23 protein-coding genes are annotated in these 25,369 nt (G+C 47.6%); 15 read left to right on the plus strand and 8 right to left on the minus strand.

Annotated elements, in window-relative coordinates:
- Positions 1–52 precede the first annotated feature (52 nt).
- Positions 53–466, plus strand: a complete 414-nt coding sequence (locus WDN47_04755; GenBank protein MEJ0021850.1) for an HNH endonuclease signature motif containing protein — start codon at positions 53–55, stop codon at positions 464–466.
- A 260-nt stretch (positions 467–726) separates the two neighbouring features.
- Here the strand turns inward: WDN47_04755 and WDN47_04760 are convergent, their stop codons facing one another.
- On the minus strand, positions 727–2,835 hold the full coding sequence (locus WDN47_04760; protein ID MEJ0021851.1) for an ice-binding family protein: 2,109 nt from the start codon (positions 2,833–2,835) through the stop codon (positions 727–729).
- A gap of 380 nt (positions 2,836–3,215) precedes the next feature.
- On the opposite strand from WDN47_04760, the gene WDN47_04765 reads away from it, so the two are divergent.
- Both WDN47_04765 and WDN47_04770 read left to right on the plus strand, forming a co-directional pair.
- Positions 3,216–3,626: a DUF1801 domain-containing protein gene (locus WDN47_04765; protein ID MEJ0021852.1), complete on the plus strand. Its 411-nt coding sequence runs from the start codon at positions 3,216–3,218 to the stop codon at positions 3,624–3,626.
- Positions 3,627–3,698: 72 nt separating this feature from the next.
- Entirely contained in the window at positions 3,699–4,079 is a 381-nt protein-coding gene (locus WDN47_04770; GenBank protein MEJ0021853.1) for a hypothetical protein, read from the plus strand.
- Positions 4,080–4,360: 281 nt separating this feature from the next.
- Here WDN47_04770 and WDN47_04775 read toward each other — a convergent pair whose 3' ends face one another.
- Positions 4,361–5,221 carry a serine hydrolase gene (locus tag WDN47_04775; GenBank protein ID MEJ0021854.1) on the minus strand — a complete coding sequence of 287 codons (861 nt, stop codon included), beginning with the start codon at positions 5,219–5,221 and terminating at the stop codon, positions 4,361–4,363.
- Between the two features lie 182 nt (positions 5,222–5,403).
- The gene (locus WDN47_04780) at positions 5,404–5,997 is read right to left on the minus strand and encodes a SprT-like domain-containing protein (GenBank protein MEJ0021855.1); all 594 of its coding nucleotides are present in this window, start codon (positions 5,995–5,997) and stop codon (positions 5,404–5,406) included.
- A gap of 179 nt (positions 5,998–6,176) precedes the next feature.
- Between WDN47_04780 and WDN47_04785 the strand changes: the two genes are divergently transcribed.
- From WDN47_04785 to WDN47_04805, 5 genes are all read left to right on the plus strand, one after another.
- On the plus strand, positions 6,177–6,530 hold the full coding sequence (locus WDN47_04785) for a metalloregulator ArsR/SmtB family transcription factor (GenBank protein MEJ0021856.1): 354 nt from the start codon (positions 6,177–6,179) through the stop codon (positions 6,528–6,530).
- Positions 6,531–6,562: 32 nt separating this feature from the next.
- Complete coding sequence (locus tag WDN47_04790) at positions 6,563–6,835, plus strand: YdeI/OmpD-associated family protein (protein ID MEJ0021857.1); 273 nt, start codon at positions 6,563–6,565, stop codon at positions 6,833–6,835.
- A 23-nt stretch (positions 6,836–6,858) separates the two neighbouring features.
- The gene (locus tag WDN47_04795; GenBank protein MEJ0021858.1) at positions 6,859–7,344 is read left to right on the plus strand and encodes an SRPBCC domain-containing protein; all 486 of its coding nucleotides are present in this window, start codon (positions 6,859–6,861) and stop codon (positions 7,342–7,344) included.
- 260 nt (positions 7,345–7,604) lie between these two features.
- Entirely contained in the window at positions 7,605–8,279 is a 675-nt protein-coding gene (locus tag WDN47_04800; protein ID MEJ0021859.1) for a class F sortase, read from the plus strand.
- 152 nt (positions 8,280–8,431) lie between these two features.
- On the plus strand, positions 8,432–10,972 hold the full coding sequence (locus WDN47_04805; GenBank protein ID MEJ0021860.1) for a putative Ig domain-containing protein: 2,541 nt from the start codon (positions 8,432–8,434) through the stop codon (positions 10,970–10,972).
- Positions 10,973–11,027: 55 nt separating this feature from the next.
- Here WDN47_04805 and WDN47_04810 read toward each other — a convergent pair whose 3' ends face one another.
- The 3 genes from WDN47_04810 to WDN47_04820 form a co-directional block, all read right to left on the minus strand.
- Positions 11,028–15,653: an EAL domain-containing protein gene (locus tag WDN47_04810; protein MEJ0021861.1), complete on the minus strand. Its 4,626-nt coding sequence runs from the start codon at positions 15,651–15,653 to the stop codon at positions 11,028–11,030.
- A 250-nt stretch (positions 15,654–15,903) separates the two neighbouring features.
- Positions 15,904–16,152, minus strand: coding sequence for a GlsB/YeaQ/YmgE family stress response membrane protein (locus WDN47_04815; protein MEJ0021862.1), 249 nt, complete (start codon positions 16,150–16,152; stop codon positions 15,904–15,906).
- A 26-nt stretch (positions 16,153–16,178) separates the two neighbouring features.
- Positions 16,179–16,538 carry a YggT family protein gene (locus WDN47_04820; GenBank protein ID MEJ0021863.1) on the minus strand — a complete coding sequence of 120 codons (360 nt, stop codon included), beginning with the start codon at positions 16,536–16,538 and terminating at the stop codon, positions 16,179–16,181.
- A 164-nt stretch (positions 16,539–16,702) separates the two neighbouring features.
- Here WDN47_04820 and WDN47_04825 point away from each other — a divergent pair, with 164 nt between their 5' ends.
- The 7 genes from WDN47_04825 to WDN47_04855 all read left to right on the plus strand — a co-directional run bounded on the left by WDN47_04825 (position 16,703) and on the right by WDN47_04855 (position 24,095).
- On the plus strand, positions 16,703–17,134 hold the full coding sequence (locus WDN47_04825; GenBank protein MEJ0021864.1) for a hypothetical protein: 432 nt from the start codon (positions 16,703–16,705) through the stop codon (positions 17,132–17,134).
- A gap of 120 nt (positions 17,135–17,254) precedes the next feature.
- Positions 17,255–17,767 carry a VOC family protein gene (locus WDN47_04830; GenBank protein MEJ0021865.1) on the plus strand — a complete coding sequence of 171 codons (513 nt, stop codon included), beginning with the start codon at positions 17,255–17,257 and terminating at the stop codon, positions 17,765–17,767.
- Between the two features lie 150 nt (positions 17,768–17,917).
- Positions 17,918–18,619 carry a M23 family metallopeptidase gene (locus tag WDN47_04835; protein ID MEJ0021866.1) on the plus strand — a complete coding sequence of 234 codons (702 nt, stop codon included), beginning with the start codon at positions 17,918–17,920 and terminating at the stop codon, positions 18,617–18,619.
- Between the two features lie 105 nt (positions 18,620–18,724).
- On the plus strand, positions 18,725–21,256 hold the full coding sequence (locus WDN47_04840) for a PQQ-dependent sugar dehydrogenase (protein ID MEJ0021867.1): 2,532 nt from the start codon (positions 18,725–18,727) through the stop codon (positions 21,254–21,256).
- A gap of 74 nt (positions 21,257–21,330) precedes the next feature.
- On the plus strand, positions 21,331–22,176 hold the full coding sequence (locus WDN47_04845) for a hypothetical protein (GenBank protein ID MEJ0021868.1): 846 nt from the start codon (positions 21,331–21,333) through the stop codon (positions 22,174–22,176).
- 53 nt (positions 22,177–22,229) lie between these two features.
- Entirely contained in the window at positions 22,230–23,531 is a 1,302-nt protein-coding gene (locus WDN47_04850; GenBank protein ID MEJ0021869.1) for an NAD(P)/FAD-dependent oxidoreductase, read from the plus strand.
- A 9-nt stretch (positions 23,532–23,540) separates the two neighbouring features.
- Positions 23,541–24,095 (plus strand): dihydrofolate reductase family protein, encoded by a 555-nt coding sequence (locus WDN47_04855; protein MEJ0021870.1) that lies wholly within the window; start codon positions 23,541–23,543, stop codon positions 24,093–24,095.
- Between the two features lie 6 nt (positions 24,096–24,101).
- Here the strand turns inward: WDN47_04855 and WDN47_04860 are convergent, their stop codons facing one another.
- Complete coding sequence (locus tag WDN47_04860) at positions 24,102–24,551, minus strand: DUF1360 domain-containing protein (protein MEJ0021871.1); 450 nt, start codon at positions 24,549–24,551, stop codon at positions 24,102–24,104.
- A 402-nt stretch (positions 24,552–24,953) separates the two neighbouring features.
- Positions 24,954–25,361: a hypothetical protein gene (locus tag WDN47_04865; GenBank protein MEJ0021872.1), complete on the minus strand. Its 408-nt coding sequence runs from the start codon at positions 25,359–25,361 to the stop codon at positions 24,954–24,956.
- Positions 25,362–25,369: the final 8 nt, after the last annotated feature.

Raw genomic sequence — 25,369 nt, forward strand, 5'->3', positions numbered from 1 at the left:
TAGAGCAGCTGACTGTGAACAAGTTCTTAAAGGCGGCATAAAGGTCTTATTTATGCCAAAATCTAATAGAACATATTCCGACCGTTCTCAATATATAATCCAAGCTGTGACCAAACGCCGTAAAAAGCTTCGGGAGATGGCAAGGACATATAAAGGCGGTAAGTGTATGATCTGTGGTTATGATCGTTACTTGGGTGCATTGGACTTTCATCATCTTGATCCTTCCAAGAAAAAATTTGGTATTTCCATGAATGGACTCACTAAATCTTGGGAAAAGATTAGGATTGAGTTGGATAAATGTATTCTGATTTGCGCCAATTGCCACAGGGAATTACATGCAGGAGTATTGCAGCTTCCTGGTGAAAGCCAGGTTGAAAAACGAGGTGAATTCGGGGAAGTCCAATCTTCTGAAAAGTTGTTGGATAATCCCGAGCCAAGCGCAGACAATTTGTCTGTGAAGGTGTAGAGACTATCCCGACAGGGAGTAGTCCTTGCAGGAATGCAAGGCCGAAGCGCCTCGGACCTTAAACGGTTATGATATAGTCCATACTAAAGGTAACTTTAGATAAAATGTAATCAGCGGGTCGCTGGTTCGAATCCAGCCGCCCGAGCCAAAAGAAAATTGCCGACCTTGTGTCGGCGATTTTCTTTTTGAGTGAGGCAAGTCTTCAAGACCCCATCTTTTAAAGACGGGGCCTTGTTTGCTTTTCAATCTCAGATCTGAAATTATCTGACCTGATTGACAGTGAACTGGGCCTGGCCCGATGTCACGACCATGGAGCCGATCGCCTTATTGACGATCGATTTGAGGTTTGCATTAATTTCGCAGATGCTCTCCTGGACTTCCCCCGGTCTGATAATCGCGTTTATCCCGTCGGTGTAGATGATGAGAGCGGTTACGTCTGTTGGCCCTGGTACGTAGCTTGCATGCGCGTTCGCATCATTGATCATCTGCTGCGCCGCAGTACTGATGCCGAACTGAGGACTCGGATCCCCAACTAGCGCCCAGATAGCTGTCTGCACATCCTTCACAAAATCGAGGTCGGATTTACCGGCTCCGCGGATCTTGTGGTTGAGCGTGTAGTTGACCTTGTTCCAGGCCAGAACAGCGACATCGGCAGGCAAACTACCGGCAGTAGTCGAGTACAGATGCGCTGACTGGTTGTGCAGGTCAGTGGGCACGCCATCCTGTATGCACCAGCACTTATAGGTGCTGTCGGGCACATTGGCACCGGCACCCGTGATAGCAGTGTCTTGCGAGCTATTGGCGAATCCCAGCCAGGCCCCGGTGTTTATGTTCGCCGTGACCCCCTGTATCCAGTTCGTCACGCTACCCAGATCAGAGGCCTGCGTAACGTAGTTCTTCGTGCAGGTGAAGGTCGCGCCAGGAAGTATGATCGTCGCTATTGATCCGCAGGTAAATGTACCGAGTTTGTCATCGTTAATCGTGAATGGGCCGGTAAGCGGCATGTTGCCGTTGTCGGTCAACGCATAGGTATAGACAATCGTCTGGCCGGCGGCAGAGTAAGTAATCGGGTTCGCCGACTTGTTCAGTGACAGGCTGAATGCAGGGGGGACTTGTACGACTAGGGAATTAGCGACCGTGCAGGTGGCCTGACTGCCAGCCACGACAGAAACCGAAGAGCAGGTGCTGGAGTTCTGTGTCCAGCCGGCCTGCGGGGTTTCCGTGATGGAATACGTTCCGGGCATGACCGCGGAGAACGTTTTTGTACCGCTGTTGGCAGTCGTGGTGATGACAAAGCTCGTGTTGCCCGGTATATTGCTGGTGAAGTTGAATGTGCCGTCAACGCCGCTGGTTGTCTTTGTGACTACCAGCGTCCCGGTTGTGGGAGGAGGAGTGCCTGGGCACGATGATGGGTTAAATGTGTCTGCGGCAGTCGTCACGGTTCCGCCAAATGCCAAGGCCCGGCCATTCCATGTTACTTGGTTGCCTACGGTAATAGCCGTACCAATGACAGTTCCTGCAAACGTCGAGTTGGCGCCAAGGGTAGTGGCCCCAGTTGGGGTCCAAAACACATCGCAGACTGTTGCGCCGGGTGAAAATGTGACGGAAGAGGCGGCTGTAGTATTAAGCGCGCCAACCATCCGAAAGAGGTATTGTCCGCTACCCCTAATGGTAATTCCCGGTGCTCCTACTGAAGCCGCGCCTGTAATACAATAGACTCCGGGTTCTAGCGGTTGCGGTAGTGCACTTAGGACAGTGGCAGCACCAAAATTGAAATCACAGGGTTGATCATTCAAGATCGCCAAAGCAGCGGCCTGATCTGCGCCTGCTTGGAGATAAACTGGGTCAGGGGCCACGTAGGTTGTGCCATTCACTACGGGTGACATGGCGGGCGGGACAGTGTATCCTAGGTTTCCATTGATAATAGTTCCTGGTGCCGCGTTGGCCAAGGTACCGGTCAGAACCCTGAATGTGGCCGCAGCCCCAAGAGACGGAGGAAGCGTGGGGGGTATATCGTCATTGGTGACAGTGCAGGTTTTGGTCTCGAATGGGGACAAGGTGCCTGTGCAGTCAGCGGAAAAAGTGGCGGTATAGCTGGAAGGACCCGTTTCAATCACGCTGTAAAAAGAGTCATCCTGGATAGTGACTAAAACTCCCGGTGATTCTACGCCAGGGAAAGTAGTGGGCGTCCCAATAACTCCATTAACCGTCATTGTGAAATCAGAGGCAACCGCAGTGCCGCCGTTATCATTTATGACGTGTTTAATGACATTCAGAAAAGCTGGGGGTTGAAATGCAGCTTCCGCAGGGATAAGCCTTGCAAGACCGAATAAAATGGGCAGAACTAAGACGGCTAGTGCAACTGCCATTGCACTCTTTTTAAGAATTATGGTTTTACTCATTGTTATATGTGTTTATTAATGATTCAAAGGCAAAGTTTGTATTAATGATTGATTTGACGAATTGTTTATAAATTCAAGTACAGTCGACACTATACTTCGTCGAAAATTAAGCTCTCCTTATCTACTATACTTGTATGCTATATGCGGCGGTAAGTAATAGATATGGATGATCCCACAAGATTAACCCCTATTTTGACCGAAAGGTGTCTAAAAGATCTTTCTAAATTGCTACTTCTTCTTTTTTACATAATAAGTTCTAATATCATCCACGATTCGGAGCCCACAAAATAGATTAGCGTGCGCTTACGTTTTTTGTTATTATAGATGTATTAAATTAACAGATTTTTATGGCAGAAATAAAGACTAAGGCCACGAAGGCCAGTGTTATGGAATTTCTTAAATCGGTCAAACCTGAAGATAAACAAAAGGATGGTTTGGCTTTGCTGAAAATGTTCAAAAAAATTACGGGCGAGAAACCCGTGATGTGGGGGACGAGTATTGTGGGCTTCGGGAAATATCATTATAAATCCGTGAGCAGTGAGGGTGAGTGGTTTGAAGTAGGGTTCTCGCCTCGAAAGCAAAATCTGACTCTGTATATCCTGGCGTGGAAGCAGGAAAATCCGGCGCTGGCTAAATTAGGAAAGTATAAAAGAGGCGGTGGATGTCTGTACGTCAACCGCCTTTCTGATGTGGACGAGAAAGTCTTGGCCTCACTCATCAAAACTGTATATACGCATAGGAAGAAAATTCATCAATAGTAAAGGCTAGAGTAATTTGCTATAATATTTATGTAAAAAGGTCGAAGGTTAAGAAATCAAAAACACAATTTTATGGACTCTACAATTGTTTTGGCCAGAATCGTCGGCATCATGTCCCTGCTGGTTGGCTTGTCATTCATGAATAAAAGTTATATCACAGCCATCGTCGATGACATAGTAAATAGCAAGGGATTACTTTGGTTTGTGGGTTTTGTCATGGCTATTCTGGGAGCTCTCATGCTGGCGGGTTACAGCACCTGGAGCTTTCATTGGCCGGTACTGATTACTATCTGGGGCTGGTTGGCTCTCATCAAAGGCACGGTCATCATGTTGTTTCCGACATCATGGCTTTCATGGTACAGGAAGGTTAAGTCCAGCGGCATCATGATGGTTACCGGTGTGGTCCCAATTATCTTCGGAATTATTTTGCTATATAAGGGTTTTATGGGGTAACAGTTCTTATATTGTTCACAAAAGACATTAGCGAAAGCTAGTGTTAAAGAAAAAACCCCAATCTTGTATTGGAGTTTTTTTATTTCTGTTGGCAGGATTCGCTTTTTTATTTGAATGCAAAAGACATCAACACGATTGTTAAGGCATTAAGAACCACTAACGCTATTACTGTTTTTGAACGCGCGGGAAAGGGCTTGATTAAAATATAGATCGTATAGATTATTGCAACAATCGCCGCACCAATAAAATTTCCTTTTACCATATTTTTATAATGAGGTTAATTAAGGCTGGCCCAGTAAGGCAATATCTTTGGGTCCTGCTAAAGTTGCCAGGAATTCAGTATCCGCATACGCCATATACAAATGCGGTTCGCCTAAGACCACTACAATATACTGTTTAGTTTGATATTTCAGAACCGTGGCAAGATTGTAGTGTGACTCCGGAAGATAGCCGGTCTTGCTGCCGACCAGATCAACCACAGAACTGGCCAGAAGAGTATCGCTGTTCGTTATCATTTGGTTGTATTTGGAATTGTTTAGCGAGACCAGGTTATAGTCGGACTTCTGGGCAATCGTGCTCAAGTAGGGGTTGTTGAAGGCCTCAGCAACAATTTTCCCATAATCTGCCGCAGTGATCTTATTATCCGGATCCATTCCCGTCGGTTCATAAAAACGACTGTTGGCAGCCCCCAATGCTTTGGCTTTAGCGTTCATTTTTTTGGCAAATTGTGATGTCGATAATCCGGTACTGCGGGCCAAAGCATTCGCTGCATTGTTTGCGGACTTTATGATGACTGCATTGAAAAGGCCATCTAAAGTGAATTTCACGCCGGAGGCAGACTTGATGCAAACTCCTCCGTTGCTGCACTGACCCGCAGTTTGATCGGCTTTGGCCATCGTTACGGATTTAGAAAGATTGGGTTTGGTATCGAGAACCACCAGGGCTGTAATAAGCTTGGTTAAGGATGCGGCAGTCCAAGCTAGATCAGGATTTTCCGCAGCTACCACCAGCTTGGTATCAGCATCGATGATGACATATGCTTTTGCAGTGACGCCGCCGGAGGTCTGGGCCGAAGCAAAATGGGGAAGAATTGAGGCGATAACTATAGCTAAGACAATGATTTTTTGTTTAATGTGATTCATGGCTGCAAGTATTATACTCTGAATTTAATTATTTACCCAAGCAATCCAGCATCCCGAGCTTTTATAAAATAATTTAATAAAAAAACAGGCTACGCGAGCGCGCAACCTGCCCTTGCTCAAAAATAGACCTCAATTAAGGCACCAAGCCCCGCGGTAAAGCCCATCAGTCCCCCTGGTAGTTTTTAGGGTGTGCAGCCATCGTCGATCCCTCTGGCGCCGTTTGCCAAGAGCAAACGCTTTGAGAGGCGACAGCCTGGGGTTAAGTCGAAATCCTTGTACTCGTAGTTGGGAGCCAGCAGTTTGACGATCCATACAAAAGTTTCGTCATGAGCGTTGTTGCCAAAACCCCACTGCTGATAGTGGAGAAGGTGAGCGACCTCATGCGGAATGACCAATTTGAGGTGATCATCATGGTAGGTGAAAAACATCACCTCGTTGAGATGGATTTCAAACCGACCTGGCTCGCCGCGAGACATCGCAACCTCGATGGGCTTCAGCGAATCCCAATAGACAGTCAACTTGACCCGAGGCAGGCGGTAAGCTTTTTGTCCTTTGAGAAAAAGTTGCGCGGACAGTTTTTCCGCTTCGGTTTTGAACTTCTGTCTAGTTTGAGCGCTCGCGCCGGGAGCCTCTGCCAAGGCGAGGGCTAACTCCTCACGAAAAACTTGTTTCCCGGCAGGTGTTGCGATTTCGAAATCCGGGTCGAGCAGCTTTTGCTCAGGGGTCGGAATCAAACTGATCTGGCCCAGAAGAATAATTGTTAAGAAGCACCGCACACATTCCTCCTTGGTTATTGCTGAAGCGCAGGTCACTGGCTCTTTAAAGTCTACAGGTTCAGACCAACTACTATATCAGTATTTAATAATTTTGTAAATAGCGGTTGTAATCTATTCTGCAGGCTTAGGGTCAGTTCATCCCTTGACAAGGATATTGCCGCAGTATATCATTCAACCATATGGTTGAATATACTATTTCATTAGATAATATCTTTCATTCATTGGCCGATGAAACCAGGCGGGATATACTGCGGCGCGTAGCGAAGAAGACGCTGTCGGTCGGGCAGATTGCCAAGCATTATGGTATGACTTTTGCCGGGATATCGAAGCATCTTAAAGTCCTTGAGAAGGCGAGGCTTATCAGTAAGCACAAGCAGGGCAAAGAGCATATTGTGTCGATCCATCCAATTGCTTTTAAGAACGCTTCGGAGTATATTAGCCAATACCAGAAGATTTGGGAGCGCCGCCTCGACAGGTTAGGGGCTTTGCTTGAAGTCGAAACCAGGAAGATTAAAGGAAGAAGAAAGCTATGACTCAAAAAATTTCTGGAGGTGTAGTTCATAAAATGCCATCAGATTTGCGAAAAGTTCTTGTATCCGACAAAGCAGCGCTAGCGGCGTGGCAGGACCTGACTCCGCTGGCTCGCAATGAATGGATATGCTGGGTGATCTTCGTAAAGCTTGAACAGACGAGAAAGGATCATGTTAAAAGAGTGATCAGTGAGCTCAAGGAGGGGATGCGCCGGCCCTGCTGCTGGCTCGGTTGTCCTCATCGCAAAGATAAACAGGTAAGCCCTTCTGTGCAAGCTGTGCTCAATAGAAGATCTAAGAATAAATAATATAATTAATTCAAGGAGAATATATGGCACCGATTAAAGAGGTTGCTTTCGAAAGAACATATGACGCTCCAGTCGAGCAAGTGTGGCAGGCTTGGACGAAACCGGAAATGCTAAAACAATGGTGGGGTCCGGATAATGTGGTAATTCCTGAATGTGAAGTTGACTTGCGGGTTGGCGGAAGGTTTTTCATAGTCATGGAGGCCGGAGAAGGTATGGGGGAATACAAAGGTACCAAGTGGCCGATGGAAGCAGAATTCACGGTAGTGGAGCCAAAATCAAAGCTATCTTATAACGGCAAGGCTTGGGTGGGGGAAGTACAAAATGAAGAAACTGAGATTGACCAAACCACAGAGCTGACATTAACTGAAGAGAATGGCAAAACGAAGATCAAACTTAAGGCTACAATCAACAAAAGCGGACCAAATGCCCAAATGGCGGTCGAGGGAATGAAGTACGGATTCGATCAACAGCTCAATAAGCTAAATAATTTTTTGGCAAAACACAAGTAAACTGTCATAAAGTTCGCCGGTCGTTGATGTAAGCGAGCTAAGAAAAAGCACCAAATTTGTGGTGCTTTTTTGTTTCCTGCTTGCCGCTATTGTATCAAATAGTCCTTAAATCAATGGGTTTTCTGCGTCCCCTTGACAAAAGCAAGAAAATGTGCTAAAATGTTAAGTTAATACAATTTATTCAGGGATCTCTATATATGTCTAGAAGTTATACTAAACACTCTAAAATAAGGGCTAAAACACGGAAAGCAAAATCCAGTTTGCCGTTTTTTCCATTTGCTGTTTCAACGCTCTTAGTTCTAACGCTCATTGTTTCAGCTGTCAGCTATGGTTTCTCCAAAGCATTAGCCATACCGGCTCCGGTCGTATTTGTCGCGGAGAAGGCCGCAAATCCTGTCCAAGCGAGCGTTCTGGCGGTTCCGGCACCGGCAATTCAGGTTGCTGTAGCCCAGAATTTACCTCAAAAAAAGGTTGTTGTTATTCCAAAAACCGCAGAACTACCGGAAGCGCATTTGAAAATTCCATCGATCAATGTTGACGCTGTCATTAAAGATATGGGCGTGACCACTACCACCGGAGCCATGGCGCTTCCGGGCAATCGATTTGATGTCGGTTGGTATGACTTAGGCACGGTTCCGGGTCAGACGGGGAGCGCTGTTATCGGCGGTCACAACTATTGGGATTCCGGAACAGGGGCGTTTGTTAATTTGAATAAGCTGAAAAAAGGCGATGTTCTGTCCGTCGTAGACGCGAGAGGTGTTTCAACTTCCTTCGTGGTTAGTGACATTCGCACATTTGATGCAAATGATACCAATAGCGGAATATTTCAATCCGTCAGCGGTGTTCATCTTAATCTGATCACTTGCAGCGGCACTTGGGATCCGTCAACAAAAAGCTATACCACGCGTTTAGTTGTCTATACAGATGCTGTGTAAATTATGAAATATCAAAAAAACACCACTGTCAAAAGTGGTGTTTTTTTTTGCACCAAAAATCGGACAAGTTGCGTATAATCAGAGAAATTGGATATAATTAAAACATCATTGCGTGATTAAAAACGGCTAAAAATTAAACAAAACTGTCACATATGAAAAAAATATCTTTTTTTACGGCTTTAATCGGCATTTTTGCGGGTTTAGTGGTTTTTGCAGGGTCTGCCCATGCCATGACGCCAACTTTGTCCTTAACCGGCACCGGCGACGGCGATTCTGTCCAGATCAATGTCACCGGCGATCCCAGCGTTAATGTTTTGCTGTTTTACACCAAAACCAATGTCGGGTCGCAGATAGCCACATTGGGGATGACCAATGCCAGCGGCAATTTTTCAAATACTATCAGCTCTTCCGGCTACGGCATTGCCGCCGGCACCTCGGTTTACGTTGAGACCACCGGTTTGAACGGTCCGCAATCGGCTGCCGTGGCCTGGCCGATCGCATCGACCAGCGGCACGTTTTCCTTGAGTCCGACCGGAGTTGTGCTTTCCGCCGGCCAAAATTCCACCATTACCGCGTCCAACAACGGCGGCAACACGCTTTATTTATCCAACAATTCCAACCCGCCTGTGGCCAACGCCAACATCAGCGGCAATCAAATTAATATTACGGCCTTAAGCAACGGCTCCACGGTCCTGACCGTCTGCACCAGCGGCAATACGTCAACTTGCGCCAGCGCCTATGTTACCGTGCAGAACAGCGGCGGGCAAGCGCTGACATTCAGCCTAAGCAATGTGACCGTGGCTCCGGGCCAGAGCGTGCCCATCACCATCAGCGGCGGCAACGGCAGTTATTCAACGTTAAACAATTCTAATTCCGCGGTCATCCAAACCAATATCAGCGGGTCCACAGTAACTCTCAGTACCAACGGCACCAGCGGCTCCGCGGCCATAACCATTTGTTCGTCGGATATGGCGGCATGCGGCATTATCAATGCCACGGCCGGCAGCGCCAGCACCACGGCGCTGTCGCTCAGTCCGTACAATCCCACCCTGGCACCCGGCCAAAGCTTGAATGTGACCATTTCGGGCGGGGCTTCGTCAACATATTATGTTTCTTCCAACTCCAATCAGACCTCGTTAAGCACAAGCGTAAACGGGAGTAATCTGACGCTGACCGGCAATAGCTACGGTACGGCAAATCTGGTGGTATGTTCATCAAGCGGCAGCTGCGGCAACCTGACCGTGACAGTCAGCTATGTTTCCTACGGCGGCACCATAACTTTAAGCCAAAGCAGCATAGTGCTGCTGGTCGGGCAGGTCTTGAGCGTGACGGTCACAGGCGGCACTACGCCTTATTCCTTGTCTCCGGCTCAGAGCAATTTATTCCAGGCCAGCCTCAATGGCAATGTGGTCACCCTGTCCGGAATTGCGGCCGGATCTTCCACGGTCTACGTCTGTTCTGCCGGCAGTGCCTGTGCCACGTTATCCGTCACAGTCAACGCCTCAGGCGCCGGTACGCCCATAACCTTCAGCCAAAATAATATCAATTTGAGCATGGGAGGAATTACCGCGCTGACCATAACCGGCAGCGGCGGCTACTATGCCTCCACCAACTCCAATCCCAGCGTCGCTACTGTGCAGATCAGCGGCAGCACTGCTCTGGTCACGGCCGGCAGCGCCGGTTCAAACAATATTTCCATTTGCCAAAGCGGCGGACAATGCGCGATCTTATTCGTGACCGTCAGTTCCGGCACCTCCACCGTTTCCATCCCGGCATTCAGCAACACTAATCCCGTGATCACGGCAGGACAGGTCTTGAACGAAACTATTTCCGGAGGCGCTTCAAGCAATTATTATATTCTGGCCAACACCAACCCCGCTGTCGTGCAGTTGAGTCTGAACGGCAATCAGCTGGCCCTGTCAGGCTTAACCGGCGGTTCATCCACAGTTGCGATCTGTGCGACATCCAACAGTTGCGCCGTACTGACCGTTACGGTGAACGGGACTGCCGCATCGAACATTTATTTTGCCACCACCAGCCTGCCTCTTGGCATAGTAGGGCAGGCTTACAACAACCAGATCATGGCCGCGGGCGGCAACGGCAGCTACACGTTCACCTTAACTTCGGGAAGCCTGCCTTCGGGGCTGACTTTATCCGCCACCGGTTTGCTTTCCGGTACCCCTATCGGAACTGCCAATAATAATATTTCCATTATGGCCGCGGACAGCACCGGCAATTCCGCCACAGCGAATTTTACCCTGACCGTAAATAATGCCGCTCCCGTTGCTCCCGCTCCCGCCAGCACGGGCCCATACCAGAACGGCCAATTGATCCTTGAAAACGGCACAGTTTATATCGTTTATCAAAACACCAAAGTCGGGTTTGCCAGTGCGGATGCGTTCGTGGGTCTGGGTTATCAATTCAGCAATGTCACTCCCGTAACTGATTCGGGGTTGGCGGTTTCCAGCAAGGTCGTGGTCACGGCCGACGGGGGACATCCCAGGGGTTCGTGGCTTCTGAGCGGCCAGGCGGTATTTTTTCTGACACCCGACGGGTTGATCCCGGTCCCTGACTGGAATACCTTCCTAAGCAACGGCGGCCAGGCCATTTTCATAGTCAGTGCCAACAGTTTTGATCTGGCCCGGCCCAGACTGGCAAACATGAGCATGAACGATTCCAGGCTGAGCCCCTAAAAGCTGGGTAAACAAAAAAACCGACTTGAAGTCGGTTTTTTTTTCGTCATTCTGCTCATTCGGATCTGAGCATCGGATATTTTTCTTTTATCCATTTGGTAAAGGATGCCGCGTCTATCGCCGGGCTGAACAATTTTCCCTGGCCGCCTTCGCATTTTTGCGATGCAAGAAATTCCAATTGTTCTTTCGTTTCAACTCCTTCGGCAATGACTTTTAATTTCAAATTGTGCGCCATAGAAATGATGGCTCTGACGATTTCCGCATCCTGTTCGCTGGTGAGGCAGTCTTTTATGAACGATCTGTCGATCTTCAGGTTATTCAAAGGAAAACGGTTGAGATAGCTTAACGATGAATAGCCTATGCCGAAGTCATCTATGGAAATCTCAAATCCTAATTTTTTCAGGCGCTCCAGCTGCTCAGTTGTGATTTTGAGATTATGCATGGCAATACTTTCGGTTATTTCCAATTCTATGAAAGCCGGCTTAAGCTTGAGTTCGTGCAGCGTTGAAGCGATTTTTTTGACCAGATTTGCCTGGGTAAATTGATGAGCGGAAAGGTTGACAGCCAGTTTCAGGTCCGGCAGATCTAATTTGTGCCATTTTTTTAATTGCATGCCGGCCGTTTTCAGGACCCAGTCATCGATAGCAATAATTGCGCCGGTGTCCTCAGCCGCAGCAATGAATTCGCGAGGCAGGATCAAACCCAGCTTGGGATGCTGCCATCGGATCAGCGCTTCGACTGACATTAATGTGCCGTCTTTGACGTTTATCACCGGCTGATAAAATATTTTCAATTCTTTGCGGGACAGCGCCGTGCGCAAAGCAGTTTCGATGGCCAATTTTTTGGAGGTCCGCTCGCTCATGCCCTGGTTATAGAGCAGGTGTTTGCTTCTGGCGGATTCTTTCGATCTGTACAAAGCCGTATCCGCGTTTTTCAGAAGCGTGTGAATATCTTTTCCGTCTTCAGGATAGAGCGCAATGCCCATGCTGGCCCCGACGTGGAGCGTATGGTTATTAATTTTAAATGCCGGCTTTAATGCCGCAGTGATCTTTTCCGCAACCTTTACCGTCTGGGTGTCATCCCTGATGTTGATAAGCAGAATGATAAATTCATCACCGCCCCACCTTGACAGCGTATCTTCCCGCCGGATGCACGATCCCAATCGTTCACCGACTTTTTTCAGCAGTTCATCTCCCACGCTGTGTCCCAGCGTGTCGTTGATCGTTTTAAATTGGTCTAAATCCAAAAATATGATGCCTACCCGCTCTTTGTGCCGTTTGGCGCGATTAAGCGTCATGCCCAGGCGATCTTCCAGCAATTTTCTGTTGGGCAGGTTGGTGAGCGTATCATGAAAAGCTTGATGGTGAATTGTCCGTTCGGACTGCTTGCGTTCCCTCACGTCCCGGGCTACGACCGCAATTGCCGAGGATCTCTTTGTTTTGGGATCGCTTATGGCAAATATATGCATTTCCGTCACAATGGGCGTGCTTGTGGGCAAATGTTTGAGCTGCAGTTCGCCCGTCCAATTTTCACCGAGAACTATCGCAGGCAGAATATCCTTTTCCAGTTTTTCCCTGTCAGCTTTCATAAAATAATCAAAAATAGTCATACGTTTTCCATTCCCGTTGCTGCCGCGCGGGTTTCCTACAAGGCGCCTCCCTCCGCCGTTGAGAAAGAGTATCTTGCCTTCCGGCAGCACCAAACTGATAAAATCGCTGCTGTTTTGAATAAGCGAGGATAATTCGCGCTGGCGCTGCGAAATGTCCTCGATCGCCAATAAGATCAGGCCAGGCGACCTTTCTCCGTCCTTTGGAATAGCCCGGGCATTCAGGAGCATGGTCCTGGATTCGTGATTAGGAAAATCATGTTCAATTTCTAAGTCGTGGAATTTTTTACCCTCCGGCAAAATTTCTTCCAAGAGCTTGCGCAAGCGGGGGATATTCCATTGTCCCTTTTCTATTGTGTACAAGGGCTGCCCCACGACATCTTTTTTCAAAAGTTTAAAAGTAGCATAAAAAGCGGAATTCGCTTCTTTGATGCGGAGGTCTCCGTCCAGAACCAAAAGAGGTTCGCGGACCGTGTCAAAAACCGCTTCAATATATTCCAGGCTGGTTTTCAGCTTGTCGATGTCGATCAGCGTAATGACCGTGCCGTTGATCTTGTTGTCGTGGGAGCGGGAAGGATGGATTTGCAGAGAATGCCAGGTGCCTTGCAGATCCTGAACGTCTTTTTTATATGGCGTGCCGGTAATTATCACTTCCCGCAGCAGCTCTTCCATGTTGGGGACTTTGAGGTTGGATTTGATGTCAGTGATGGGGCGGCCGATATCCGAGGGTAATATCCTCAAAATTCTTACTGCAGTGGGGGTAAAGCGCCTCACGGTCAGGTCATGTTCCAGCATCACCACCGGTATATCCACGGTGCTCAGAAGATTGACCAGATCTTCGGACAACTGCCCTAATTCTGAATTTCTGTGCTGGACTTCTTCATTGACCGTGGTTAATTCCTCATTGGTGGACTGCAGTTCTTCCTTGGCTGTTTCCAGTTCTTCGTTGGTGCTTTGCAGCTCTTCGTTGCTGGACATGATCTCTTCGTTGGCTGCCATCAATTCTTCGTTGGCCGCCTCATGGTTTTCGATCAGTTCCTGCAGATATTTTCTGGTTGAGCTGACTTCTTGTTCCAGCTGCTTGTAAGTCTGATTTTTGGAACGTGGCCCTTGGCGCCGATCATTATTTTTTTTGACCTTTGCGGCCTGAGCTGAGCTTTCTTCAAAAAGGATCAGGAAGTATGCTCCATTTTTTCCTATCGGAAGAACTTCAATATTGATGTTCCGATGGCTGCCGTTGATGGTCAGGCCGACATTTTCTTTCCGGAACGGCTTTTTGGTTTTTTTCGCTTCATCAACCGCCTGTGACAATTCTGAAAACAGGCCGACGGCCACCATTTTCAGTAAACTAAAACTTGCCTTCCCGGGCGCCATCTCCAGGTAAGGGCGGGTTTGGCCCCGGAATTGAATAACCTCCAGTTTGTTGTTGATCAAGATGCCGGCCGGAGCAAAATTGTTCACGATCAGGCGGTCAGCTTCTGCCTGAGCGTCCTTGACGCCCAGAATTTTGTTATCTGCAGCGGCTGTCTGCACCTGCTGCGTTACCGTATCGGCGGTTATCAGGTCGCGTTCATGACGCTGGTCAGAAAGCGGCTGATTGAAAGAAGTGATTGCAGCCGGGTTTGCCAGGGGATTTTTGGAATAGATCTTATGCTTTTTATCGATTGGAACGAACAGATCGGAAAAACTTCCGGTTGTCTCGGCGGTTCCGAGCTTTAAGAATCCTCCCGGTTTGAGCGCAAAATGAAACACCGGAAAGATTTTATGGTGCAGTGCCGGCCCCATGTAAATGAGAAGATTTTGGCAGCTGATAAAATCCAGAAACGAAAAGGGAGGATCTTTTATCAAATTTTGCTTGGCAAAAACGCACATCTCTCTTATCTGTTTGCTTATCTGGAAACCGTTTTCTACTCTGTGGAAAAAACGCTCCAGCCGCTCGGGCGAGACGTCCAGAGCAATATTTTCGATGTAGATCCCTTCGCGGGCGCGGGCCAATGACTTATCGCTGACGTCAGTGGCAAATATTTGTACGGGAATGGCGATCTCGCGCTTTTTTAAATATTCAGACAAACTGATGGCAATGGAATAAGCTTCCTCGCCGGTGGAACATCCCGGCACCCAAATTCTTACGGGTTTGTCCGGAGGTTTGTTTTTTACGAGCGCCGGCCAGACCTTATGTTCCAGTATCTTAAACCCTTCGGGTTCGCGGAAGAAGCGGGTTACGGTGATCAGAATTTCGTCATACAGTTCACTGATCTCTTGAGGATGGCTCTTTATGAACTCCACATAATCTTTGTAGCTTTCCATCTTATTGAGTGTCATCCGTCGTTCTATGCGCCGTTTAATTGTGGCGTATTTGTAATTGGCAAAATCAACGCTGGTGTGGATCCGCAGCAAATTCAGAATTTTATGCATCGACTCATTGCCGGATGCTACGAATTCTTGAGCTGTTTCATATTCGGGCTTGGCCAAGTGCCCATTTTTCGCAAGCTGGCCTAATTCTTTACCGATGTTTTTGGCGGAAAGGATATGGTCCACGTTGCCGCTGGCAATGGCAGACTGCGGCATGCCGTTATATTTTGCGGATTCCAGATCCTGGGCAATGGTTATGCCGCCCACGGATTTAATTTCCGAAATACCAAGCGTGCCGTCACTGCCGGTGCCCGACAGAATGACGCCGATCGGCGGCGTACTACTACTACTATCGTCGGCAAGCGATCTGAAAAAAATATCTATTGGCATATGCTGGCCGTCAAACATTTTCCGCGGTGTCAGATACAGGATCCTGTCTTTTATGGTTATATTTTTATTCGGCGGAATAACATACACGGTATTTGGTGAAACCGGCATATTATTCTTGGCTTCCAGGATCGGAATAGAGGTTTTTTTACTGAGAATTTCCTGCAAATAACTTTCGTGATGGGGATCTAAATGCTGAACCAGGACGTAAGCCATATTGGAACGAGGAGGCAAGTATGAAAGCAATTCAAGAAAAGTCTCCAAGCCCCCGGCTGATGCCCCTATACCCACAATAGGAAAATTCCCCCTCGGTGCAAGAGGATATTTCTTTTGCATTAGGGCCTTTTTTAGCGCGCTGGATGGCCGCTGTTTTTTATTCCGATCAGGTTTGATCTTCGTAAAATACCTTTCCTTTTCACTATCACAACAACGTATTGTATTACAGCAAATGGGGCATTGTCAATTGGAATAATTCCAAATTTTTTGTTGTTTTAGTCTGCGTTTTTTTGAAAAATTGTCCATATTTATTTTGGGCTAAACAAAAATTCCCGCCAAACGACAGGGAATCTTTGTTTAAAACAGGTGTTTACTTGCGAACCATTTTTACGATCCAGATGAGTACGACAGCTCCTAACAGAGCGACCAGGAAGCTCGGAACATTGAAGCCGCTTATTCCCGTTTTGCCGATCAGACTCATGATCCATCCGCCGATCACGGCGCCGATGATTCCGACAATGATGTTGGCCAGCAAACCCATTTGGGCATTGGTGCCCATGATCATAGAAGCGACCCAGCCCACTAATGCCCCGAAAATAATCCAAAGGATTATACCCATATATGTTTTTTGTTAATTATTTAATGTTATTTAGGTTCTTCTTTGTCCAGTTTCGCCGCAGCCTCAGGCGTAGATACAGTCTTGCTCATGGAGAACAGCCTGATGATGCCCCAAGCCACAAGCCAGTAGACCAGCATGGCCAGAAGCGTGGTCCATTCAAATATATTGCCTTCGACTTTCGTCATCTTGAAAACGTTGAGAAATGGTGCAGCGAAAGGATAGCTGACATTATAAATAAAACTGCTGAATCCGGCATTCGGGTTGGCGGCAAGCAGCTTTAGCACGAACCGAAACACCAAAAGCGCTTCCAGCAGGCCCAGAATATACCAAACGATCTGAATACCCCGGAATAAGGGCTTGGTTGTGGGTGAATTGTATGAATCCATATAATTAATGGTTAATATTGTTAAATATAGTATATACCTTTTATAGCTTTTTAGGAAAGGTTGCGTTGCACAAAAGAAAGTCGAAGATTGCCGGTGTTTTTTGTTAACCTTATACTTATAATAGTAGTTGAAGTTGCGCCACAATTTGAACAGGAGGACCTGTCATGAGATGGAACGGAATTTACTCTGTTCTGGCAGTACTCGCTGTCATGCTCTGGCTCCAGTGGAAAACGTACAGTAAGGTTAGCGGCCGCCGCAGATTCCGAGAAGGCGATATTGTACTGTACGTAAACCCAGAGAGCGATGACATGAACAATATGATCACCAAGGTACTGCATGTTTTCCACTCGCACGGTACGGTACAGATCCGCGGTAAGGGCACTACGGTGCTTGTATCTGCCAGCCGTTTGCAAATACTCAACATTGACACCAATGCGCCGATGCAAGTGCCGGAAGAACCGATCGCGGGCGATATCGGGCAGGGCGAAAAAACCCTTCGATGGAATCAGGCAAAGTTCCGTTTGATTCCGTTGAGCTGGTTCGATTACCTTGTCCCGGCCGGCGCTACACCGGTAGGTGAGTATGAAAGATTATAGGCAGTTCTGCACGAAAATCCCAGCGATGAGTAGTGCAGTTTTTTTATTGGTTAATTAAGTCTTGACTTAATTAAAGACCTGGTTTATTGTCGAGAAGAAATAATAATTAACCTGAACCATATGCAAAAGATCTCTCCATTTTTGTGGTTTGACAATAATGCCGAAGAGGCAATGAAGTATTATGTTTCGGTTTTCGCGGGAAATCCTGCCAAGAAAGCCGAATCGAAAGTCGTAACCATCCAGCGCTATCCGGACGGACCGCTGGAAGGCCCGATGAAGGGCATGGAAGGAAAAGTTCTGACCGAAGTGTTTGATCTGGAAGGACAACAGCTCATGGCCCTGGACGGCGGGCCGCACTTTAAATTCACTGAAGCCATCTCCATGTTGGTGGACGTTGAAAATCAGGAAGAGCTTGATTATTTTTGGGACAAACTTTCGGCAGTTCCGCAAGCGGAACAATGCGGCTGGTGCAAGGACAAATTCGGCCTGTCCTGGCAGATCGCGCCCATGGCTTTAATGGGGCAAATGATGGGGGATAAGGACCGCGCAAAAGGCGGCAGGGTCATGCAGGCCATGCTGAAGATGAAAAAAATTGACATCGCTGAATTGCAGAGAGCTTACGAACAAGCATAAAATAGCCGCAAAATAGGCTCAAAAAACACTACTTTGGACTAGTGTTTTTTGTTATACTTTAATATCTATTAAGATCCAAAAAGGATAGTATTGACAAAATTGCTTTTCTATGCTATACTTATATATTACAAATAAGGGCTAATAAACTCTATGAAAATACGATATATATACATTGCATTGGTTCTAATAGCTGCAATAGTTGTGATCGTATTCAGTATGTCGAATTTTAAGCTTTCTACCCAGTCAGCCCAGGCAGTTTTCCAAAACATATCGCCTGCTTCTTCAGGTTCTGTTCGCGGTCTCAACCCTAGCGTTGCGTTAGGTCAGATTGCCGGCGCCTCAATTATTGCCCCTCAATTATCCATGCCGATATCAGCAGGCTTAAGCCGCGTTACCAAAAAACCATACGGGCTGTTTGTCACTCCGCAAACTTCTCCTGTACCCGATGATATTTTTACCGGATACCATACGGGAATTGATTTTGAAACTACTCCTGCTGAACAAAATACGGATGTAACCATTACAGCGGCCTGTGACGGAACGGTATTGCTGAAAGAATGGGCAACCGGTTACGGCGGAGTTTTTGTGCAGAGCTGCAAGCTTGACGGCCAAGACGTGACGGTGATTTACGGCCATTTAAATCTTGACAGCATTACTCCCATAGTCGGACAAACCATTACAGCCGGAGATAAGATCGGGAATTTGGGCCAGGGCTTTACGCACGAGACTGACGGCCGCCGCATGCATCTTCACTTTGACATTCACAAAGGTACTGAAATAAATATTCTCGGTTACGTTCCAAATCAAAGCGATCTTACTAACTGGCTTGACCCGATGAAATATTTGCAGTAACTTAAATCTTCCCGCTCATGAGCGGGAATTTTTTTGACTTTCGTTAGCCAATATTTTATAATTAATAACATAATCTTCTAAAACGGAAACCAAAAAGGATGTTCAATGAACTTCGTTAAAAAAATATTTTTTGTTCTTGCGATCATTTCTTTTTTTGTAATGCCCAAGGCCATTTCACTGGCTCAGACGGCATCACCTCTGCTGCCGGCCGGCACGCTTGTCCAAGCAACGGGGGACATTACCGTCTACTATATAGAGAATAACGGGAAGCGGCCGATAGACTCGTTCGAGACTTTCCGGATGCAGGGATTTCATGCGCCGATCATTGCTGTTTCTCCCGCTGACTTAGCGCTTTATCCTACAGGAGATATCATCACCAAAGATTCAACAATCGAAGTTCCCGGTCAATCACAGGTAGTGCCGGACCTGGTGCCATTTGCTCCGAGTGACCTTCAGCTGACACGCCGCAACGGCCGACTGCTGGTCCTTTTTACGACTTCGTTCTGGAACAGGGGGATGGGCCCTTTGGAACTTGACGCGACCTCATCCAAACCCGTGGCGGACAATACTTACGAAACCGCCCAGCATATTGTTTTGCCGGATGGATCGGTCCGCAACAAAGTAGTGGGTGATTTTTTCTGGGACGCGCCCCATAAGCATTTTCATTATAATGATTTTGCCTCTTACATCTTAGCGCCCATGGTCACGTCGCAGGGGCAGGCTCCGACCTTTGTGACGCCGCCCACGAGTACGGTTGTGCCGCCGCCGGCGATCTGGACGCCCGGGCTGACGCCGTCATTGCCCAAGGGAGCTGTGCTTGGGACGTCCACTGTAGCTCCGCAAGTTCTGAATAAATCCACTTTCTGCCTTTATGAAAATCAGCATATCCTGCTGCCGACAGAAGGGGTCAGCAAACCCACGAAATCATACACGATCTGCGGAAGGTTCAAGCAGGGGGTTTCCGTAGGATGGGCGGATGTCTATCCGTATTTGCTGGTTGACCAGAATTTTGATGTTACCGATCTGCCGGCAGGAACTTATTCCATATCTTTCGTGGTTGACCCTCACCAGCATTTAATGGAAGGGTCTCGCGACAACAATATCGGCATGACCATCTTTGATCTGGATCCGGCAAACGGAACCATGAGCATTCTGGCTAGCGGCGCGCCTTTTGCTACGCCGCTTAATCATTATACGAACGGGATGCTGGTGCGAAGCGAGAGCGACCCGGCCATATTTGTAATGCAGAACAATAAAAAGCAACTGTTGTCAGGTCCGTCAACAGGTCAGGTCTTTATTTTGCCGCAGGGGGTTTTTGATGCCATCCCTTCCCTGAATCTGATCCAGGCAACGGGTTCGCCGACCATCTATATTCTGAACAATCAAGGTTTCCGGCGAGGGATCACAAGCATGAATGTTTTCAATTCCTACGGATTGAACCTTTCGGATGTAACTCAGATCAGCCAGGCCGATCTTGTCAATTATCCCGAGTCCGACCTTATTGAAAAGCAGGGTGATAACACGGTGTACTCCATAAGCACACATCAATCCGTGGGCACAATCACATCCTTGCCCCAAGGCCTTGATCCGGCATCGGTTCATATCGTCAACCAAACGGATTTTGAATCGTACATGGTGGCTACGGCCGCCAGCGGCCTGTTCGTTCCGTGGGACATCGCTTTCATGCCTAATGGAGATATGCTCGTGCCCGAGCGCTCAGGGGATGTACGCGAGATCGGCAAAAATCCGGGTATCATCACAGTTCCCGGCGTTTTCAGTACAGGTGAAGGGGGACTCATGGGTCTTACTCTGAGCCCGAAGTTTGCGTCGGACAATTTGATCTATCTTTATTTTACGTCCAACGATAATGGCCAGAAGAACCGGGTGGCCAGTTTTCAGCTGAACGGAAATCAGCTCAGCAACGAGAAAATTATCATAGATAATATCCCTTCCAGGATCTATCATGACGGCGGCAGGCTTGCCTTTGGCCCTGACGGCATGCTCTATATCACTACCGGTGATGCCACTTCTCCGAATTTAGCCCAGGATCTCAACTCCCTGGCCGGCAAGACGCTGCGCCTTATGCCGGACGGACAGATCCCCGCGGATAATCCTTTCGGAACCGCGGTCTGGTCTTACGGCCACCGCAACAGCGAGGGGATAGCCTGGGACAATCTGGGTCGGATGTGGGAAACGGAACACGGGCCGACGCAGGGAGAGCCGGCGGAAAGAGGCCTGTGCTGCCGCGACGAAATAAATCTTATAGAGAAAGGCAAAAATTACGGCTGGCCGACGATCCAGGGAGATGAAACTAAAGCCGGCATGGTCGCGCCTATGCTCACTTCAGGAGCAAGCACGACATGGGCGCCGGCAGGAATCGCCTTTGCGGACAAAAGTTTGTACTTTGCCGGGTTAAAAGGCTCCAGCCTGTATCAGATAAGATTTAATGCCGACGGAAGTTACAAAGACCTGACCGCGCATTTTACCGGACAATTCGGGCGCCTGCGCGCAGTGGTCCTGGGGCCTGACGGTTCATTGTACCTGAGCACATCAAACAGGGACGGCCGCGGAACTCCTCAATCAGGAGACGACAAGATCATACGGGTGTATCCGGGATTTCTTCAGAGCACACAGTAAGTTTTTGCAATATGCGAAAAAATTGCTAATATACGTAATAAGCAATTAATAGGGATAATCGAAAGGACGAAATTATGAATACAACAAAATGGCTGGGAGTAGCCGCAGCCGTTGTGGTTGTGTGTTTATTGGCATTCTGGTTGACGCGGCCGAAAAATTCAACTCCGACCGATCAGACTCAAACATCACAACAGCCGGCCCAAACGCCAACCCCAACACCAACACCAACGCCGCCCAACGGGACCGTAAAATTAAGTTCCAAGACCGCTTTGGGTAATTTTCTTGTCGACTCAAACGGCATGACCTTATATTATTTTGCTAACGACAAAATTAATACAAGCAATTGCGCGGCCGGGCCGTGTTTGGATTTTTGGCCGATATATTCCCAGAGCAATATTGCGGCGCAGCCTCCGCTTTTGCAAACAGATTTCGCCCAAATTACCCGCAGTGACGGGGTTAAACAAACAACGTATAAGGGCTGGCCTGTATACTATTTCATAAAAGACAAACAGCCGGGCGACACGCTCGGCATAGGCGTGATGAATACCTGGTATTTGTTTCCTGATCCTTTTTACACTGTCATGGTGGAAAATCAGGACAGCGTCGGCGGCAATTATTTGATCGATCCCAAGGGCATGACTCTTTATTCCTTTGCCAATGACAAGCAAGGCTCAGCAACCACATCTCCCGTAAGCAACTGCACGGGGAAATGCGTAACCACCTGGCCGGTTTTTTCCACCAGCAGCGTCATCGCTCCGTCATTGCTGAAGAACTCAGACTTTTCAACTTTCAAACGTTCGGACGGCGCAAATCAGCTGGCGTATAAAGGATGGCCGCTCTATTATTACTCTTCCGACACCAAATCCGGGGACGTAATGGGCCAGAACTTCAACAAACTCTGGTTCGTGGTCAAGCCTTAGAGACCGGTAACAAAAAACCTGACATCAGTCAGGTTTTTTGTTATTCTAAGCCCATGGCAGATGCAGAAATTATAATTGTTGGAGCGGGAGCCGCGGGGCTCATGGCAGCGCGAGAATTATCAAAGTCCGGAAGACGGGTTCTGATTCTTGAAGCAAGGGACAGAATAGGCGGCAGGATCTGGCCGCTTTCTGAAAAAGAATTCGGATATCCGGCCCAAGGCGGAGCGGAGTTTGTGCATGGACCCGCGAAGGTGACCAAATCCTTGCTTGCTGAGGCTGGACTTACTTATGTATCCATGTCGGAAGATGGTGAAATGTGGAATGTGCGGGACGGCAAATTTGCAAAGAACAGTTCTGATCCCACAGAAAATGCCGTGTTCACGGCGCACCATAATTTGATGATAGAAAAGCTAAAGGCATTAACGGAAGATATTTCAATTTCTGATTTCCTTCGGAAAAATTTTGCAGAAGAAAAATATACCGCTTTACGCGCGTACATATCCAGAATGGTGGAAGGATTTGACGCGGCCGACCCTGATCACATCAGCACGTTTTCGGTTCGGGATGAATGGCTAGGCGCGGAGGAATGGGAGCAGGGGAGAGTTAAGGAGAGTTACAAGGCTGTTATAGATTTTTTGGAATTGGAATGTAAAAAGCACGGTGTCGCAATACTTTTCAATCAGGAAGTTGTTTCGGTTGAAATGGACACACCCGGCATCAGTGTTAAAGTTAAGGATAATCAAGATTATCATGCACAAAAAGTAGTAATTACCGTCCCGTTGCCTATAATAAGCAAGCTCCGGTTTCAACCGGAATTGCCTGAAAAACTTGAGGCCGCATCAAATATCGGTTTTGGCCAAGTGATAAAGTTACTGCTTCGGTTCAAAGACCAATGGTGGGTCCGTCAAACAGACCAGGATCTGAGCAAAATGTCATTTTTATTTTCTGACCAGGAAATGGGCACTTGGTGGACGCAATATCCTGATCCGCAACCTGTGCTGACAGGCTGGATCGCAGGGCCAAGAGCGCTGAAGTTTAAAGATAAATCATCTGAAGAGATATTTGAACTGGCGCTGAATTCGCTTGCAAATATTTTTAAAACAGATAAACAAAAGCTTAGACAACAAGTGGTCGCATCAAAAGTGATAAACTGGCCCAAAGATCCTTTCGCTTTAGGCGCTTACAGTTATTCCACCATTGAATCCGCCAAAGCGTACGCCGAGTTGCGGGAGCCTGTGAAAAATACAATTTACTTTGCCGGCGAGGCTGTGTATGCTGAAGAAGATACTGCAACAGTGGAAGGAGCTTTGGCCAGCGGCCTGGAAGCTGCGCAAAAGATCTTGGCATTAAATTAAGGAGAACCAATGAGGAAGATAATTGTATTTAACATGGTCTCTGTTGACGGATACTTTGCCGGAGTTGACGGCAATATTGACTGGCATAATACGGATGCCGAATTCGGTAAATTTGCGGATGAGCAAACCGGTGAGTTTGGCGCTCTGATATTTGGGCGTGTCACTTATGATCTGATGGCCGGCTACTGGCCGAAGCAGGAGAGCGTCAAGGATGATCCGATAGTTGCGAATATTATGAATAGCTTGCCGAAGATCGTTTTTTCCAAATCTTTGGGTAAAGTTGAATGGAATAACTCCAAGCTTTATCATGATATTGATGCGGAAGAGGTGAAGAAGTGGAAACAAGAACCGGGCAAGGATATGGCCATATTCGGCAGCGGGACGATCGTTCAGGCTTTTGCCAAGCTCGGTTTGATAGACGAATATCGGCTCATGATAAATCCGATCATTTTGGGCAAAGGCAAACTGCTGTTCAAAGATGTTGACACTCTAAAATTGAAACTGATAAATACAAGAACGTTTGGTAACGGAAACATCCTGCTTGCTTACGAACCTGTAAAATAATGGCAGTTAGCTGTTGTGTCTGAACCAGCCTAAAATGCCTGAAACTATCCGTTCAATTGCGCTTAAGGCCAGAAGCATTGAAATGACGAATGTGGGTGTTGGCCAAAAAATGTAAGCATAGACTATTGCCGCGGCGAGCCAAACTCCGGTGCACGAAGGGCAATAGATCAATAATCCGAAAGCCCTCAATGCTCCGGATCTTTTCGGTATTTCCACCACTTTGCCGTTCTTTTCTGTTTCATCCACGAAAGGGGACCGCAGGGGTTTTGTGATCACTTCATTTGAAAGGATGTTCGCTGCTCTGTAAACAGCCAGCCCCAATACCAAAAGTTTGAAAAAACCGATATTGCTTAAGGTTGAAAGTCTATTTCCGAAGTTGGCAATGAGAAAGATGTTCACCGCCACAAATATCACCATATCCAGCGTCAGCCAGCCAAAAATTCGCTTGTTGTTCATGAGGATATTATAACATTTTTTAATGATCGGGTTGAGCTTTAGCGTATTTTTCGTAAAGCAATTCCATAGCAAAGTATAAGATTCTGCTTATGGTATAGATTAAGTAACTCGATAATCCTAAAATAAACCAAGAGAATAAAATTGGAAATCCAAACCTGATCTGCCCGCTTTGAAACAAAAGAAAGATCAAAGTGAACCAATAAATAAAACAAAAACTGCAATGCAAAACTTTCATTAGAACCCAAGGGAGGGAATGGATAGTTTTGCCGAGTGTTGGAAAATCCTTTTGCAGGTTTTTCCAAATCATCCCAACGCTGGCAATGAATAAGCTATTTAGCAAAAGTTGGTGCATAATATTTAAAAAAGTGGCCCAAGATCACTTGATCTTAGGCCGAATGCAAATCAGCAATCAGCCGATGCCAGTACGCCGTTCTGCAGATTGATCTGCTCTGTCGTGGTCATCTGCAGAGCTTCGCGCGACGGGCCGAGCACCGTGCTGCAGCAGTTGTACAACCCCATGGCAACGCCGAGCTTTTCTTCGCACACGCTGCGCGAGACATCACAGCCCACGAGACGGATCAACTGGCGGCCGAGAGGGGAGTCTGGCGGCGTTGTGGTCAGTTTGCGCTTGCTCGTCGCCAAGACTTCCGAGGCTTCCCGCTCCAGAAATGCAACACCCAGCGGCAGGTCGTGGCGGAAGGCGCTCCACAGCGCGGAGCGCAGAACGTCTTCGTGCGCGGTTTCCGGGTCGGTAAAGCCTTGTTCCAAAAGAACCGAACGGATTGAGGGATACGACACAGCTTCCTCCATTTCTAAAT

This window comes from Candidatus Doudnabacteria bacterium (assembly GCA_037200925.1).
Classification (GTDB): Bacteria; Patescibacteriota; Doudnabacteria; order UBA920; family O2-02-FULL-48-8; genus JBDTSL01.

Bases quoted from the DNA above. Each gene is read 5' to 3' on its own strand.
- WDN47_04755 (MEJ0021850.1), top strand. From the start codon at position 53: ATGCCAAAATCTAATAGAACATATTCCGACCGTTCTCAATATATAATC.
- WDN47_04760 (MEJ0021851.1), bottom strand. From the start codon at position 2,835: ATGGCAGTTGCACTAGCCGTCTTAGTTCTGCCCATTTTATTCGGTCTT.
- WDN47_04765 (MEJ0021852.1), top strand. From the start codon at position 3,216: ATGGCAGAAATAAAGACTAAGGCCACGAAGGCCAGTGTTATGGAATTT.
- WDN47_04770 (MEJ0021853.1), top strand. From the start codon at position 3,699: ATGGACTCTACAATTGTTTTGGCCAGAATCGTCGGCATCATGTCCCTG.
- WDN47_04775 (MEJ0021854.1), bottom strand. From the start codon at position 5,221: ATGAATCACATTAAACAAAAAATCATTGTCTTAGCTATAGTTATCGCC.
- WDN47_04785 (MEJ0021856.1), top strand. From the start codon at position 6,177: ATGGTTGAATATACTATTTCATTAGATAATATCTTTCATTCATTGGCC.
- WDN47_04790 (MEJ0021857.1), top strand. From the start codon at position 6,563: ATGCCATCAGATTTGCGAAAAGTTCTTGTATCCGACAAAGCAGCGCTA.
- WDN47_04795 (MEJ0021858.1), top strand. From the start codon at position 6,859: ATGGCACCGATTAAAGAGGTTGCTTTCGAAAGAACATATGACGCTCCA.
- WDN47_04805 (MEJ0021860.1), top strand. From the start codon at position 8,432: ATGAAAAAAATATCTTTTTTTACGGCTTTAATCGGCATTTTTGCGGGT.
- WDN47_04810 (MEJ0021861.1), bottom strand. From the start codon at position 15,653: ATGCAAAAGAAATATCCTCTTGCACCGAGGGGGAATTTTCCTATTGTG.
- WDN47_04815 (MEJ0021862.1), bottom strand. From the start codon at position 16,152: ATGGGTATAATCCTTTGGATTATTTTCGGGGCATTAGTGGGCTGGGTC.
- WDN47_04820 (MEJ0021863.1), bottom strand. From the start codon at position 16,538: ATGGATTCATACAATTCACCCACAACCAAGCCCTTATTCCGGGGTATT.
- WDN47_04825 (MEJ0021864.1), top strand. From the start codon at position 16,703: ATGAGATGGAACGGAATTTACTCTGTTCTGGCAGTACTCGCTGTCATG.
- WDN47_04830 (MEJ0021865.1), top strand. From the start codon at position 17,255: ATGCAAAAGATCTCTCCATTTTTGTGGTTTGACAATAATGCCGAAGAG.
- WDN47_04835 (MEJ0021866.1), top strand. From the start codon at position 17,918: ATGAAAATACGATATATATACATTGCATTGGTTCTAATAGCTGCAATA.
- WDN47_04840 (MEJ0021867.1), top strand. From the start codon at position 18,725: ATGAACTTCGTTAAAAAAATATTTTTTGTTCTTGCGATCATTTCTTTT.
- WDN47_04845 (MEJ0021868.1), top strand. From the start codon at position 21,331: ATGAATACAACAAAATGGCTGGGAGTAGCCGCAGCCGTTGTGGTTGTG.
- WDN47_04850 (MEJ0021869.1), top strand. From the start codon at position 22,230: ATGGCAGATGCAGAAATTATAATTGTTGGAGCGGGAGCCGCGGGGCTC.
- WDN47_04855 (MEJ0021870.1), top strand. From the start codon at position 23,541: ATGAGGAAGATAATTGTATTTAACATGGTCTCTGTTGACGGATACTTT.
- WDN47_04860 (MEJ0021871.1), bottom strand. From the start codon at position 24,551: ATGAACAACAAGCGAATTTTTGGCTGGCTGACGCTGGATATGGTGATA.
- WDN47_04865 (MEJ0021872.1), bottom strand. From the start codon at position 25,361: ATGGAGGAAGCTGTGTCGTATCCCTCAATCCGTTCGGTTCTTTTGGAA.